At 44.5% G+C, this 14,742-nt stretch carries 16 protein-coding genes; 2 read left to right on the top strand and 14 right to left on the bottom strand.

From position 1 onward, the window contains the following. Positions 1-10: 10 nt before the first annotated feature. On the top strand, positions 11-139 hold the full coding sequence (gene yhfH / locus QMA01_RS04420; RefSeq protein WP_191714442.1) for a protein YhfH: 129 nt from the start codon (positions 11-13) through the stop codon (positions 137-139). Between the two features lie 53 nt (positions 140-192). On the opposite strand, the gene QMA01_RS04415 is transcribed toward yhfH, so the two are convergent. Together QMA01_RS04415 and QMA01_RS04410 are read right to left on the bottom strand one after the other, a co-directional pair. After that, complete coding sequence (locus tag QMA01_RS04415; protein WP_290214386.1) at positions 193-900, bottom strand: class I SAM-dependent methyltransferase; 708 nt, start codon at positions 898-900, stop codon at positions 193-195. A gap of 11 nt (positions 901-911) precedes the next feature. After that, a complete protein-coding gene (locus tag QMA01_RS04410; RefSeq protein WP_191714440.1) occupies positions 912-1,475 on the bottom strand; it encodes a GNAT family N-acetyltransferase in 564 nt (187 codons plus the stop codon). Positions 1,476-1,772: 297 nt separating this feature from the next. Between QMA01_RS04410 and QMA01_RS04405 the strand changes: the two genes are divergently transcribed. After that, positions 1,773-2,747: a proline dehydrogenase family protein gene (locus QMA01_RS04405; protein ID WP_290185821.1), complete on the top strand. Its 975-nt coding sequence runs from the start codon at positions 1,773-1,775 to the stop codon at positions 2,745-2,747. A 76-nt stretch (positions 2,748-2,823) separates the two neighbouring features. On the opposite strand, the gene QMA01_RS04400 is transcribed toward QMA01_RS04405, so the two are convergent. The 12 genes from QMA01_RS04400 to QMA01_RS04345 all read right to left on the bottom strand — a co-directional run bounded on the left by QMA01_RS04400 (position 2,824) and on the right by QMA01_RS04345 (position 14,639). Next, positions 2,824-3,375 (bottom strand): DUF488 domain-containing protein, encoded by a 552-nt coding sequence (locus tag QMA01_RS04400; RefSeq protein WP_290214385.1) that lies wholly within the window; start codon positions 3,373-3,375, stop codon positions 2,824-2,826. Between the two features lie 81 nt (positions 3,376-3,456). Next, on the bottom strand, positions 3,457-4,260 hold the full coding sequence (locus QMA01_RS04395; protein WP_290214384.1) for a metallophosphoesterase: 804 nt from the start codon (positions 4,258-4,260) through the stop codon (positions 3,457-3,459). A 23-nt stretch (positions 4,261-4,283) separates the two neighbouring features. Continuing rightward, entirely contained in the window at positions 4,284-4,826 is a 543-nt protein-coding gene (locus QMA01_RS04390; RefSeq protein ID WP_290185826.1) for an NADPH-dependent FMN reductase, read from the bottom strand. Between the two features lie 112 nt (positions 4,827-4,938). Further along, the gene (locus tag QMA01_RS04385; protein WP_191714435.1) at positions 4,939-5,793 is read right to left on the bottom strand and encodes an ABC transporter permease; all 855 of its coding nucleotides are present in this window, start codon (positions 5,791-5,793) and stop codon (positions 4,939-4,941) included. Beyond that, positions 5,790-6,788 carry an ATP-binding cassette domain-containing protein gene (locus QMA01_RS04380; protein ID WP_203339649.1) on the bottom strand — a complete coding sequence of 333 codons (999 nt, stop codon included), beginning with the start codon at positions 6,786-6,788 and terminating at the stop codon, positions 5,790-5,792. Before QMA01_RS04380 ends, QMA01_RS04385 begins: the two co-directional genes overlap by 4 nt. Positions 6,789-7,669: 881 nt before the next feature. Continuing rightward, positions 7,670-8,740 (bottom strand): ABC transporter ATP-binding protein, encoded by a 1,071-nt coding sequence (locus QMA01_RS04375; protein ID WP_290214383.1) that lies wholly within the window; start codon positions 8,738-8,740, stop codon positions 7,670-7,672. After that, positions 8,741-10,480 (bottom strand): ABC transporter permease, encoded by a 1,740-nt coding sequence (locus QMA01_RS04370; RefSeq protein WP_191714432.1) that lies wholly within the window; start codon positions 10,478-10,480, stop codon positions 8,741-8,743. 36 nt (positions 10,481-10,516) lie between these two features. Continuing rightward, positions 10,517-11,545 (bottom strand): ABC transporter substrate-binding protein, encoded by a 1,029-nt coding sequence (locus QMA01_RS04365; RefSeq protein ID WP_203339648.1) that lies wholly within the window; start codon positions 11,543-11,545, stop codon positions 10,517-10,519. Positions 11,546-11,908: 363 nt separating this feature from the next. Next, complete coding sequence (locus QMA01_RS04360; protein ID WP_290214382.1) at positions 11,909-12,271, bottom strand: DUF5412 domain-containing protein; 363 nt, start codon at positions 12,269-12,271, stop codon at positions 11,909-11,911. Between the two features lie 92 nt (positions 12,272-12,363). Next, positions 12,364-12,735, bottom strand: coding sequence for a YhfM domain-containing protein (locus tag QMA01_RS04355; protein WP_290214381.1), 372 nt, complete (start codon positions 12,733-12,735; stop codon positions 12,364-12,366). Between the two features lie 186 nt (positions 12,736-12,921). After that, the gene (locus QMA01_RS04350) at positions 12,922-13,245 is read right to left on the bottom strand and encodes an IDEAL domain-containing protein (RefSeq protein ID WP_191714428.1); all 324 of its coding nucleotides are present in this window, start codon (positions 13,243-13,245) and stop codon (positions 12,922-12,924) included. Positions 13,246-13,655: 410 nt separating this feature from the next. Continuing rightward, positions 13,656-14,639, bottom strand: coding sequence for a ketoacyl-ACP synthase III (locus QMA01_RS04345; protein WP_290214380.1), 984 nt, complete (start codon positions 14,637-14,639; stop codon positions 13,656-13,658). Positions 14,640-14,742 lie beyond the last annotated feature (103 nt).

Here is a 14,742-nt window from a genome sequence, read left to right as displayed (position 1 = left end):
GGAGATCATTATGAAAACGACCAAAACATATGAGACACGTTCAATGAAAGAATGCCGCGAGTGCGGATGCGAAATCAAGGAGCAGCACCAGTCCATCATCTACGAATGTGAACGCTGCATGTGCAATAAAGACGAATAGAACATGAAATCCCCCCACTTGGTTGTACCGAGTGGGGGGATTGTTTTGTTTTTTTATTTTTTTCGGACTTTCAAAATCAGGAAATTTGGGCTCTTCAACAATCGTTCATATTGTTCAGGTGCGAGTTCCTTAAATTGTGCTGTCGGTATTGGTTCTATCACTTGCTCGATTGAAAAAAAGCTTAGCAGTGTATTAAGGATTTCACTTAACGGCCGGCGATAAAATGGCATATTGTAAATTTTTCCTGCCTTATTCCATTGGTCGACAATCAATTCAGTCGAAAAATAATGAGCATCGTCCAACAGCTGCAGATCCGTCAAAGGATGATGGATCGACAGCAGAAAACTCCCTCCTGGCTTCAGTACGCGGCTGAACTCCGAAAAAACCCCTTGCCAATCCTTCAAGTAATGCAAGGTCAAGGAACTTACAATAAAATCGAAACGATGGTCGTCAAAAGGCAAAGGTTCTTCCAAATCCAAGCACAGGGCTTCCACTTTTTCGCCAAGCAGCTTTTGTGTAGCATTGACCATTTCGGGACTCAAGTCTACGGCTGTCACTTGTGCCCCTCGATCGGCCAATTGTTTGGAATACCAGCCTGCCGAACAGCCCGCATCGAGTCCTCTCATCCCCTCCATAGTGAAAGGAATGTGCTGCATCATCGCTGGCCGTTCGTATTGCGTATTATAAAGATTATTCGCATCTCCCATTTTCTCATAGATGCCTGCCAATTCATTGAAATTCTCCAACACATGCTTTTTCATGTTGCACCTCATCATTCTTCATATTCTTTTACGGCATCCAGCCTATGGATTTTATATAGCACATGTTTCTTCAGCGGACTGCTGGAATCCAGTTTCGGATGTTCAAATTCGCCTACTTTTTTCATACCGATCCTTTTCATAACAGTTTCCGAAGGGAGATTGGTCGTTGAAGTAAAGGAATAGACCTCTGCCATATCCAAAGGACCGAATGCATACGCTAGACAGCCTTTCGCCCCTTCAAGCGCATAGCCTTGTTTCCAATAGCGCTTGTCCAAACGCCAGCCAATTTCCGCTGCCCCTTGTCCTTCGATGGGCATGGTGATTTCCAACAGACCAATAAATCCAATGAACGCCCTGTCTTCTTTGCGTTCCACGGCCCACATGGTATACCCTTTATCCTCAAAATGTGCGTTAAAGCGGTCAATTAAAAGGTCCGCTTCATCTTTCATCAGGGTTTTTGGAAAATAGCGCATCACTTCTTGATCTGCCGCCATAGCTGCAAACGGTTCCCGATCCTGCGTTTTCCAACTTCTGAAACCAAGCCGCTGAGTTTCAAAGAGATAGTCAGTTTCCATTCGCCCCCTCCTTTAATTATTGATTTTTCTTCTGATTCCAGTTTAACAAAGTCCATAACTTCTGAAAGTGCACACTGAAATTTTCACTATTTGTCTCTTTATTGACTGAAAACTTCAATAAATATCAAAATAGAAAAAATAAAGATTGCAAAATGCATCATAATTTTGCATTATTATAGATAGGGATAGTTATTAACGCAAAATTATTTTGCGTCTAGATGTTTTTTAAAACATAATTTAGATTTCCCTCCACTAATTTGTTCCGTAAAAAATACAGAGAAGATTGGGGCAATAAAAATGATCGTTAAAAATTTCTTTATGCATCTTTCAGAAAACCAACTTTTAAATAAAGCCGCACAAAATTACGGATTTAAGCTGGGGGCACATAGTGTTGTCGCTGGAACCAATATCGAAGAAGCAATGGGCAGCATCAAAGAACTGAATGCACAAGGAATCAGCTGCACCATCGATAATCTGGGTGAATTTGTCCACGACAAAGCAGAAGCTTTACACGCAAAAAAACAAATCTTGGGTGTCGTGGATGCTATCCATGCACATCAAGTGGATGCCCATATTTCCTTAAAACCTTCACAGCTTGGGTTGGACATCGATTACGATTTCTGTCTTGAAAATATCAAGGAAATCGTCGAAAAAGCGTCCGCTTTTGACATTTTCATTAATTTTGATATGGAAAATTATGCGCGCCTGCAGCCATCGTTCGACTTGTTGGAAGAATTATCGAAGGACTATGACAATATCGGGACTGTTATTCAATCCTATTTCTTCAGAGCCGAGGAAGACATTCAAAAATACAGCAAGTACCGCCTGCGCATTGTCAAAGGCGCTTACAAAGAACCAGAAGCAGTTGCCTATCAAACCAAAGAAGAAATTGATGCCAATTTTATTGAGTTGATCGAGTATCATCTATTGAACGGCAAATTCACTTCCATTGCGACACATGACCACAATGTCATCAACCACGTAAAACAATTCGTGATTGACCATAGCATTCCGAAAGAAAAATTCGAATTCCAGATGCTTTATGGTTTCCGCAAGGAAATGCAGCTGGAGCTGGCGGAACAAGGCTACAATTTCTGCACGTACATTCCTTTCGGTACAGACTGGTATGGCTACTTTATGCGAAGACTGGCAGAGCGCCCACAGAATTTAAACCTGGTCGTGAAGCAGGTATTCACCAAAAAGACCAATGCTGCAATCGGGGTGGTTGCTGGAGCCTTTTTACTTGGCCGTCTGACGAGCAAAAGATTCTAAAACGCCCAAGACCATCATCAGGACAGAAGAAAACCTGCAGATCCTTCACAAGGTCTGCAGGTTTTTTGGTTGTGGTTTATTCCTCTTTTGGATAAGTTACTAAACCTTTGGTATCCACCACAGCTTTGGCTCCCCACATGCCCACTTCATGCTCAACAATATCGACCGCTCCTTTTTTTCCATCGATGATGTGCAAGACACGATGGCCGTTTGCGGTCAGATAATTGCTGATCAGCAGACGGTGGCAACGCGCAGGATGGCGCTCCGAACAACAATAAGCCGTCCGTTTGACAGCTGCTTTCTCCAGTAATTCTTTTATGCCCTCTTGAAATTCTTCTGTCAGTGTATAATCCGCATAGTTATGAAAAGACTGGTTGCGCCAGCCTGCATTCCGGTCTTCTTCCATGTCTTTCGACTTCCGTCGCCTGCCGCCGAGCTTCGGGAAGTGTTCGTATGCGACTCCTTCTGCTTCAAGCCAGACTGGAAATTCGTCTTTTGAGAATTGTGGCCACTTGCGGCTTCCCGGGAATGCCCGAACATCTGCTAAAAGTTCAATAGACCGAGATTTTAGCATCTCGTCAAAAAACTCTTTTGAATGGCTGGAATGTCCGATTGTGTAGATATCCATTAATCTGATCCGCCTCTCCAATTAGGTATTGCTTATCCTATTCCTTTGAGAAGAGCGGAGTAAACATGGACAAAGACTTCATCAGATTTCGATGACATTTATCGCTGAATTGATTTCCTCCTCAGCAGAATCGTTTTTCCATTCGTGCGGATAGTAGCCAAGGGGATTGCAGATGCAATCGATACCTTTGTATTCTTCATGATACCGCGTATGAATATGTCCGAAAATCACTTTCTTGACACCATATTTTTCAGCCAACTCCCCAAAACCTTTGCTTCCCATCATGGCATTGAAAAAATCCCACGAAGGGGCATTTTTAACTTGGACAAAATGAGCAAACGGCACAAAATGGCACACTAGAATAATGTTTTTTCCTTGCTGTTCTGCCAACCACTTCTCGAGCTTTGATAAATAGTTCCTAGTGACATCTCCATCAGCCTCTGGCCAATGCGCATGGATTTTATCTGGCCAGGTGAAATTATTGTATTGTCCTGCTGAAAACTGCTTTTTGGTGAATTCATCGATTCCAAAGGAGTAGTCATACCAACCGCCATCGCCAACCACGACCCAATCCTCATCCAATTGAACCGGACCATTGCCGAGATTCCCTGCAAATTTCAACAAAGTTTCATAGGCAGCGGTAGCATCCTCGTGATACAAATCATGATTGCCATGTACATATAAAATCTGGATCTCCGGCAATTCGTTTTTTAGCCGATTCAATAACGCCAGACTTTTAACAGGGCCAGACGTGATGTCGCCGCTTGTAATAAATACATCCGGCTTATGTGTAGCCAGCCATTCTTTCAGCAGCCCCCAAATATCAGCACCTGTTTTTTTGCGGTTCAACCCTTCGTGAACGTCAGATAAGATGGCAATTTTCACTGGCCATTGCTCCCTTCCACAAACTAAATAAACCGTTTCATCCATTGCTCAAAATTGTCCGCCACTTGATCCAGGAATGCCACAGTCGCTTCATCCGTAATTGTGCCTGTTTCGTCCATTTTCTTATGGACCGCACCCACATAAACTTCATTGCCGATCAACACTGGAGATTGCAGCCCTGGCGCAAAAAGAATATCGCGTAAATGCATCTGCGCTTTAACGGTTCCTAAATTCCCCATAGAAGCGCCCATAATCCAGGAGGGCTTGCCTATCATCACTTTATCGACACGCGACAACCAGTCGATGGCATTTCCCAGGACACCAGGAATGGTTGAGTTGTATTCCGGAGTTACCCAAAGAACCGCATCCGCTTCTTTGACCGACTTCTTGAAATCAGTAATTTCCTGCGGTTCATTATTTTCAATGTCTTGGCTGTACAAAGGCAGGACACTCAAATCCAGAATCTCCATGTCAAATCTGTTGTTGTAACGTTTTTTTACAAACTCCGCTAATTTCCGGTTGAATGAATCTTTCCGTACGCTTCCTACGATTACTGCAACTTTCATTTACTTTTCCTCCTCATCGGCTTTTATAAATCTCCGTATCAGCCTTTAGTATAGACTATTCTGTCAATACCGGCAGAGAAAAAGCATTCCATAATCAGATGTTCCTTCCGTGTCATTTCTTATTTCGATATAGATACATCGTGAGCGGGGCAAAAATAGCTGTCATGATAGCCGACACCACCAGAACACCGGCCACCTGCTGCCAAGTTCCTGTTCCATGCATGAATCCACGTACCGCTGTTGCTAAAATGGAAATCGGGTTGCTGTTTACGAATCCCTGTAGCCAAGTCGGCAAGGTTTCAGGCTCTACAAAAACATTACTGACAAAAGTCAACGGCATGAGCACCAAAAAACTAATCATCATCAACGATTTTTCGGAACGGACAATCAACCCGAAAGTTGTCCAAATCCATGACAAACTGAAAGAGAAAATCAGCACCAGCCCAATGGCAAATGCCACACCCATCAGGCCGCCTTCCGGCCGAAAACCGAGCATCAACCCTAAAAGGATCATGATGACAGAAGCCATCGAATAGCGGATGACATCAACCAACAAGGCGCCGATCAACGCAGAAGGCAGCCAAATCGGCAAGGTCCGGAACCGGTCAAAGATCCCTTTTCGTATATCGTTATTCAAATCTATGCCCGTATACATTGTAATTTGGGCAACTGTCATCACCAAAATGCCGGGCAGAAGGAATTGCAAATAGTCACGGGTCGATCCGGCAATGGCTCCACCAAATAAATACGTAAACATCAGCAGAAAAATAATCGGAAAAACGGTAACGTCAAACATCTGTTCAGGAACGTGCTTGATCCGCAGCAAGGCGCGCGAAGCAAACGCCATTGTCGAAGCGAAAGCATTCGGCGGTTCTGGGCGTTTGCCTGAAGCGATGGCTTGATGCAAACGCTCGTCTATGCTTGAATCTGTGCCGATCGAATTTTTTGTTTGAAGTTGGACAGTCATAAGGTCTCCTCCTCAGAAGCATGTTGCTGATCTGCAGACTTACCTGTCAACGTTAAAAACACTTCATCAAGGCTAGGGCGTCCTAAAGAAAAATCACTGACATCGATACGCTGTTCGGCAAATTCAGCTAATGCTTCCGCGACGCGTGCAGAATCATCAGCCTGCGCCGTCAAAGACGTGGAATCAGCTCCAAGATGAACTGCAGCATCCAGCTTTTCTTCCAGTATGGCCTGTGCACGCCACTGGTCTTCAGCATTAACCAACTGGACATTTAATGTCCCTCTTCCGACCGATGCCTTCAGCTCATTGCTGGTCCCTTCAGCAATAATTTTGCCGTTGTGGATAACCCCGATCCGGTCTGCCAATTGATCTGCTTCTTCTAGGTACTGCGTCGTCAGCAAAACTGTCGTCCCAGCCCGAACCAGTGCGCGGATGATATCCCAGACTTGATTGCGGCTGCGTGGGTCGAGTCCTGTAGTCGGTTCATCCAAAAACAGCAGATCCGGCGTCACTACGATGCTCGCTGCAATATCGATGCGACGACGCATACCACCTGAATACTTTTTCACCTGGCGTTTTGCGGCACGTTCCAATCCGAAAGCTTCCAATAATTCCATTGCCCGGCTTCTAGCTTGCCCCCGTGTATACCCCATCAGCCGAGCGATCAGCATCAGGTTTTCAACGCCCGTCAAATCCTCGTCAATCGACGCGTATTGGCCCGTCAGACTGATTCGGCGCCTGATCGCCGCACTGTCTGAAACCAAGTCATGGCCAAAAATACGGGCTTTACCTGCATCTGCAGGAAGGAGCGTTGCCAACATTCGGATAGTCGTCGTTTTGCCTGCTCCATTCGGACCTAAAAAACCATAAACTGTTCCTTTCTGAATGGCCAGGTCGACGCCATCGACTGCACGCTCTTTCCCGAATACTTTTACCAAACCCTCCGCCTCAATAGCCAAGTCATTGTTCTGTAGAATGTTTTCGCCTTCCCACATACTCCTCACCTTTTCTATGATTTGATGGGTAGATCAACAATGATCATAATCTCCAGGCTTCACCAACAATAGATAAGTCTAGAAACTACTTTACATTTCTTGTTAGACTGATTGGAATATAGAGGCAGATGGCTGTCAGGTGAAATGGCAGGTAATAGTTGAGTGTACTTATATCTAAAATTATACTACCGATTTTTTACTGATTAAAAATATCGCATTCCTTAACTACGTCTCATTATACCAAACGTTTGTTCTTATTAAAAGATTGAATACTCAGTTTTATTTAAAAAATTAATTATAGCTTTTCTTTTAATTGTTCAGTGCAAAAAAGCTGAGGAAGCCAATCGTGTTCAAACACGAATTGGGCTTCCTCAGCTTCTAAATCGATACATGATCTTTGGTTTCTATTAATAGCTAGTAAGGCTAAAATGGTTCAAAACGTTCAAAAGTTATTACCACACTTCTTCTTTCCTTTTTCTACATACGCATGAGCTTCTGCCATTCTTTCTAAAGGATAGCTTCAATCGATGATTGATTTAATCTTTCAAGTTTCAATCAATTCTTCAGAAAGAGCAAATCTTTTTTTCTCATCGGTGCTAGGCCGCCTATCAGCCTCTTATTGTTCATGGCTGATGTCGAAATCATTAGGGCAAAATCGGACATTCGTGCAGCTGACGAAAGATAGATGCCTTTTTCTTTAAGAGTGCTTCTACATTGCGAAAACTTTGATTTGCCTATCGTATCGAAGATGATACCGCATGTTTCACTTGAATCAGTAAAATTTTGAATGTTGCAGTCGATAACTCGATCTGCTCCCAAAGACTTTACCAATTCTACATTTCTCGCACTGCAGACAGCGGTTACTTCAGCTCCAAAATAAGTCAGCGCGTAAATAAAGATTTTTGCTGGACCGGGGCATTCTTTAACGAAATGCCGACAAAATCTCCTGGCTGAAAACGTGATGCAAATACCGATTCGTGAATGGTCCAGGTTTCTTCACCGACTTCCACCGTATAATGGATTTCGTGCCCTTGGTACTGGACAAAAGAAACGATCCCCTGCACCCCATCTTGTTCTGCTGCCGTCAGTTGGAACTGCTCCGGGCGCACCGGATAAATGCCATTTCCCTTAAAGCTCTCCGCCACTCCAAGGTCTGGCCAAACATTTTTCGAATCGATGGCCGGAACAAATCCTGCATTCTGCCACTGACCTTTCACCAGGTTGCATTTGCCGACAAAAGTGGCCACAAATTCCGTTTCCGGACGTGTGTAAAGAATTTCAGGTGGCGCAATCTGTTCAATCCGCCCCTGGTTCATGACAACGATTTTGTCAGCGATGGCTAAAGCTTCTCCTTGATCATGTGTGACAAAGACGATGGATGCTTTTGTCTCCCTATGCAACTTTTGAATTTCCTTGCGCATTTCCATCCGCAGCTCGACGTCAAGCGCACTCAACGGTTCATCCATCAGCAATAGATTCGGCAAAGGCGCTATGGCCCGCGCGAGTGCCACGCGCTGCTTCTGGCCACCTGACAGTTCTGAGGGGTAACGGTCAGCCATCGCATTCAGACCGACCAGTTTCAGTACTTCATTGATGCGCTCCTGCAACTCTTTTTTGCCTTCTTTGATTTTATTCGGGTGGTAGCTCAGCGGAAATTTGATGTGCTCGGCGACCGTCATATGCGGCCACAAAGCAAATGATTGGAATACCATGCCGATGTTGCGTTTTTCGGGCGGCAGGACGCGCTTAGCCGATGCCAATAAGGTGTCGTCCATGGAAATGGTCCCTTCTGTTGGTCCCATAAAACCTGCCAATAACTTCAATAAAGTCGTTTTTCCGCAACCCGAGGGCCCGAGCACCGCAATAAATTCACCATCTCCAATTTCAAGATCGATCGAATGCAAGGCGGTGAATGAACCATAATTTTTAGATACATTATCCACTTTGATCATTTATTTTTTCAGCACCTTTCTATCCCATAATTTGCCAACCGACATAAACAGTGCGCCACCCATCAGTATGCCGAGCACCAGTACGGTCGAAAAGGCGGTTGAGTATGTCGAATAACCGGCCTGTTCATATCCGAAAATTACGACGCCGATCGTTTCGGAGCCGGAAGACCACAATAGACTGGATACCGTCAACTCCGTGAGCGCCATCAAAAATACGAGCAGCGCCCCGCTGAGAATGCCAGGAAACAGCAATGGCAATAAAATCCGTCGCCATTTTACCCAGCCGGCAGCTCCTGAAGTCCGTGCAGCTTCTTCCATCGATGGATCGATCTGCAGGAATGCCGTATAGCTTCCTCTAACTTGAAGCACAAAAAACCGAGCAACGTAAGCGATGAACAAAATCCACACCGTGCCGTAGATGCCCGGATTCCAACCTGGCACCGGCTCCAGCCACATGAAGATCATGCACAGGGCAAACACTGTACCTGGCAGCGCAAACGGAATGGTCATGAACAGCTCTGCCGCTTTCGTGCTCCAGTCCGGGTACTTGAAGCGCAGATACGCCATCGCAGTACCAAGCACCAAACAAATCAGCATCGTGAAAAAGGCCAACTGCAGGCTGTTGGTCAATGCCGATAAAGGTTTGGAATCGGTCAAAAAGACATATTCATAATTTCGCAAGGACAAATTCTCCAGATTGAACGGAACCCCATAAGCGGAAATCAGCGACAATGCGCCCATTGTAATCAGCGGCATCAGACTCGTCACCAGCAGGAAAATCCATAAGGATGCTTCCAACAGCTTTTGCTTGCCGGCCGATAAATAAATGCGCGGCGTGGAATCGCTTCTGTTTGTCTCATTGACGCGGCTGCGGCGCAGCAAGAACCACTGCAAGACAGTCCCCAGCAATGCAATAACGCCAAGAATGACAGACAACACAGCGGCGCGTGAAAATGCCGAAGGCCCGAATCCGACCACTTGTTCATAAATATAAGTGCTCAAGACGCGAATATTGGCGGGTGTCCCGAGAAACGCCGGAATCCCGAAGTTATCCAAATTCGATAAAAAGGCGATGAGTCCGCCGCTGGCAATTCCGGGCAGCGCCAGCGGAAGCACCACTTTGCGGAACGCCCGTTTTTTCGACAAGCCGCTAGTCGCAGCTGCCTCTTCCAGTTCACGCGGAATTTTCCGGAACACATTGACCGTAAACAAATACACCAGCGGATAATGAGAAATCCCAAGGAGCAGGATGATCCCCCCGATACTGTATAGGTTTGGGGCTTCCAAACTTCCCGGCAGCCACGACAGAACTGCATTCACTGGACCCGATGCGCTGAAAAATTGTGTCCAGGCAAGAGTCGTAATATAGGAAGGGATGATGAAAGGCAGGAAGATAAAAAGTTGCATCGCCCTTTTTCCACTCAGTTGGACATAAGCTACAATCCAGGAAAACAAGACCCCCAGCACTAAAGCCAGAACCGTCGAGCCTGCTACAATGATCAACGTGTTCTGCACCGTTTTCCAGGTTGCAGGCTCCCCTAAGACTTCGGTGTAATATTGCCATGTCACTGAGCCGTCTTCTACAAAGCTCAGCCAGACGAGCCGCAGCACCGGCAATAGGAAAAACACGAAAATGGCCAACAGGCCGATTATTTTATACAAATTCTTTTTTTGAAAAAAGAGAGAAAAAGAGGAATCCCTCTTCTTTCTCTCTTCTACCATTGGCTGTTTCACTGTCATATCCGTAACTCCTCACATCGAAATTCACGCAGTCGTTTACTGGCCGAAAATCTCTCCGAATTTCGCTTTGTCTTCATCACGCGTTTCCAATAGTTCAACCGCTTCGGCATCCAGGATGGTCATTTCATCCAATGTCTTCAAGCCTTCAGGCGCTTCGATGCCTTCGCGGATAGGCGTATAGCCTTGTTCAGACGCCAAAGTTTGCCCTTCTTCTGAAAGGATGAAATCAACAAACGCTTTGGACGCTTCTTCGTTTTCCGTGTTTGCCATAATGCCCACCGGCTCAGTGATCACCGGAACGCCTTCTGACGGGTAAATCAACTCTACAGGAGATCCTTCATTTTTGGCGCGAGCCGCCAAATAATCTACGATGATGCCGTAATTCTGATCCCCAGTGGCAACGCTTTCCAATACTGCTCCATTTCCTTGGGTAATGGTGATGTCATTGGCACGAAGCGCTTCGTAATATTCCCAGCCCAGGCCGTCCTGTCGCGTCATGACGCCCAGGTTATAGGCTGCTGCACCTGAATATAGTGGACTCGGCATAACTGCCTGCCCTTTCGTTGCCGGCTCCGTCAACGCGTTCCAGCTGTCAGGAAGTTCGGTCACTTCATTGGTGTTGACGATCAAACCGGTCGCCATCACTTTTGTCCCTGCATACATGCCATCCGGATCGACAAAAGCTTCATCGATGGATTCCGCTTCAGGCGATTCATAAGCAAGCAGCAACTCTTCTGCTTTAAAATTTTCGAAAGTCACGGAATCGGCAACCAGCAGCACATCTGCCTGGATATTGCCGCCCTGGTTTTCTGCCTGTATTTTCGATACAACTTCTTCAGTACCGGAACGGAAAATGCTGATGTCGACTTCCGGATTCTGCTCTTTAAAAGCATCCACTAATGCTTGTGCATCCGCATCAGGCTGCGAGGTATAGAAATCCAAAGTACCCGAGACGCCCGCTCCGCCTTCTGCAGGTTCGGTTGAAGATCCAGCTTCCTCATTGCCGCATGCCGCTAAAAATGCAGCTAAGCACAATGTCACTGATCCAAAAAATATTTTTTTCATGTAAATTCCTCCTCGAATGATAATTATGATTTCCAGTAGATATGTACGACTCTCGATAAGTATAGAGTTGTTTTGTGAAGCTATTGTTAAGTTGGTATTAAGAAATATTATTTCGTTCCAATAAATTGATTTTCTTAAGATAGCTGATTAGGCGTGTTAAAGATATCTGCTAGTTATTGCCTTATATAGCAACTATAAATTGCCGGGCGGATCAGGTCAAATATAAGTCGAGGGAACATTCTGTTTGCATAACAAAATGCTTTCAGTGTGAAAGGAAATATGAAAAGGATTTTAAAAGTCCTCAATTTTAAATCGGAGCTGATAGTCTTTTGCAAGTCCTTATAAATTGCTAAAGGCATGCTATTATTCATTTCTAAAATCAAACTTTTCTTCCGGAACATCCAAGAGGTGCCCATTAATGTCCACGGTGTCGTCGTCAATCCAATTTATCACAGCTATGTCTTCCTTGTAATTCCAGTATATGTTCTTTGTTTTGCTGTCTTCAATGTTAAACACCAATTCGCCTCTAATAGAATAGGCTACTGTAGCGCCGCCATTTGTCTTATACGCACGCACTGTATAGCGGCCATCAGGCGATACTGATTCCGTCAGATACTCACCTTCGGGCACGCGTTGAATATCAAAGAATGCCCAGTGGACACCATATGCCGCCAATGCAATGAGGACTGCAAAACTTCCAAAAACAATCCATACCTTTTTCACCATACCCATCACCTCTAAAATATAACGCTAATCAACCGCACAAGTTCGAATCCCACCGTTACAATTTCTATAATGAGGTAAGCTCGTTAATCGTTTTATCGGGCTTCCTCTATTATTTTATAGACCGCTTTTGACGACTTTTCTGAAAGACTATAGATGGTATGTGTGTCATCGAGATCCATTATTGTCCCTTGCCTTTCATCTACCCAAAGATAATAGGAATTCTCTCCAAAATGGACTTGATATTCTGGATCTGCCATATCGACTATGCCTGGCTCTATTTTGGCTTTTTTGAACGCTTTCACAATTGTTCGGATCGCTTCAGAATCTGTATATGTAACCAATGAATCTTCTTTAGTAACTAAAAAGCTTTCCATTTCATGAACATCCACTTTTTTAATGTTTTCTGATGTACACCCGACCAAAAATAGAATGCTAAAAATGAACGATAGTAATAATTTCTTCATCAATCCACCCCCTGATAGACGATTAGACAAATAGTAGACAATAAAGTTTCAAAGCTAATATCTTTCATTGATAGAAGTTTCCTTTCTAGTAAAAGACAAATAAAAAATAACACCTAAATCCACAATTGCAGGTTTTTGAACCCTTGAGGAGTAGGTGCTATTCCTATTGATGTCATTGAGTTTATCTTAATTCACTGTTTCTTTTTTGGCATTTAATTGTGCAGAGAGTTCCTGGAACCACTCTTTGTCGTCAGTAGCCAATGCTAAATCGATCAGGAAGCCCAATTGCGCGGCATCTTTGGTATCGGATTCTGGAATAATTTCTACTTGGTGCACCGACATCGGAATGGTCAAGCCGATCATTTCTTCGTTGTCGCTTTCCACCACTGTAACGTTTACTGCTTCCTTAAGGACATTCATGGAATCGATGAAACCGATAATCAGCTCGTCGTGGCGGGATTTGCCTTTTACCCAATCACTTGTTTTTAGAATCGTTTTATTCGTACCCATATCTATGCACCTTCTTTACTTTATTTATCAATCATTGATAGTGAATTAAATCAGTCCTACGGTTTACTCTTTTGTTTCCCTAAAGAGCCATAAGCAAACATAATCCGTAGATTTTCAAACTGTGCATCGTTTCGGCCATCCGCTCGAGTTGTTGAAATCTACCATTGAATACTTCAGCGGAACTTTGGTGTTAAACCCAATTCTACGGTTCCAGAACGGCAAATACAATTTATATGCCTCAGCTTCGAGATAACTAAAATTCGCATTAATTGAGAAAATTTATTGCCTAAAATTGTTTGGGTGCCTGACACCTCTGCTCTATTTGAAAAAAATAAAAACGTCATCTTCGAATTCAAAGATGACGTAAAACTTATAACCCTTCAGCGAATTAAGCGGTGCTTCCACTCTACTTAAATCGACCAGTTGACCAGCATGCCAGCATGCGTCAAACCCCCACCAAACCCGTATAGCAGCAATTTATCGTCCGGCTTGATCTTCCCTTCCTGCATGCCTTTATCCAAGGACAATGGAATAGACGCTGCAGAAGTGTTGCCGTAATACTCCAGACTGTAAATGGTCCGTTCCAACGGAAGTCCATTTCTGTTGCAGATGGACTCGATGATGCGGAGATTGGCGCTATGCGGCACGAACCAATCCACTTGCTCTGTCTCAAATTGTGCTTTTTCCATCAAGGCGTTCATCCCTTTAGGAACGGTGTTGACTGCCCATTTGTAGACTTCGCGTCCATTTTGATTCACGAATCCATTTACCGCCAATTCGTTGCCAAACATCTGCGTGGAAAGATCCGTACAGTAGAGATTGTTGGCCAGTTCCCCGTTTGTTCCCATATGGGAAGCGATAAAGCTCGCCTTTTCTTCATCAAATTCCACAAGCACGGCCCCGCCGCCATCTCCAAATAAGATACAAGTCGAACGATCGCTGTAGTCGAGGATCTTAGAGAAGGTCTCTGCACCAATCACTAAAATCTTTTTGTTCAGTCCAGCCGTGATCAAACCGTTGGCCATGTGAAGTCCGTATGCAAATCCGGAGCAAGCTGCATTCAAGTCGATGGCGCCGGTATTTCTTATCCCCAGCTTTGCCTGCACGAGAGCAGACACACTCGGCGTCTTAAAATCAGGAGTCATGGTGCAGACAATAATCATATCGACGTCATCAAGCGATTTTCCATAACGTTCTTTTAAATTTTCAACTGCTTTGATGCTGATATCACTGGTAAATTCATTATCAGCAGCAATTCGGCGTTCCTTTATTCCAGTCCGTTGGACAATCCATTCATCGTTTGTTTCCACTAATTCTTCTAACCGGTGATTCGTCAACCTCTTCTCAGGTACATATGATCCGATGGCTGTAATTCTTGCTTTGGAAATACTCATTTAAATCGCCCCTTTATGATGTCCTCGCCTCATTCTAACATCAACTATTAGTATTAGGTACTAATATAAGGTCTTATTCACGATTAAATTACAAGAAAGCTCT

The organism is Planococcus notacanthi (assembly GCF_030407825.1).
GTDB classification, from domain to species: domain Bacteria; phylum Bacillota; class Bacilli; order Bacillales_A; family Planococcaceae; genus Planococcus; species Planococcus notacanthi.
This window is presented reverse-complemented; position numbering and strand designations above follow the sequence as displayed.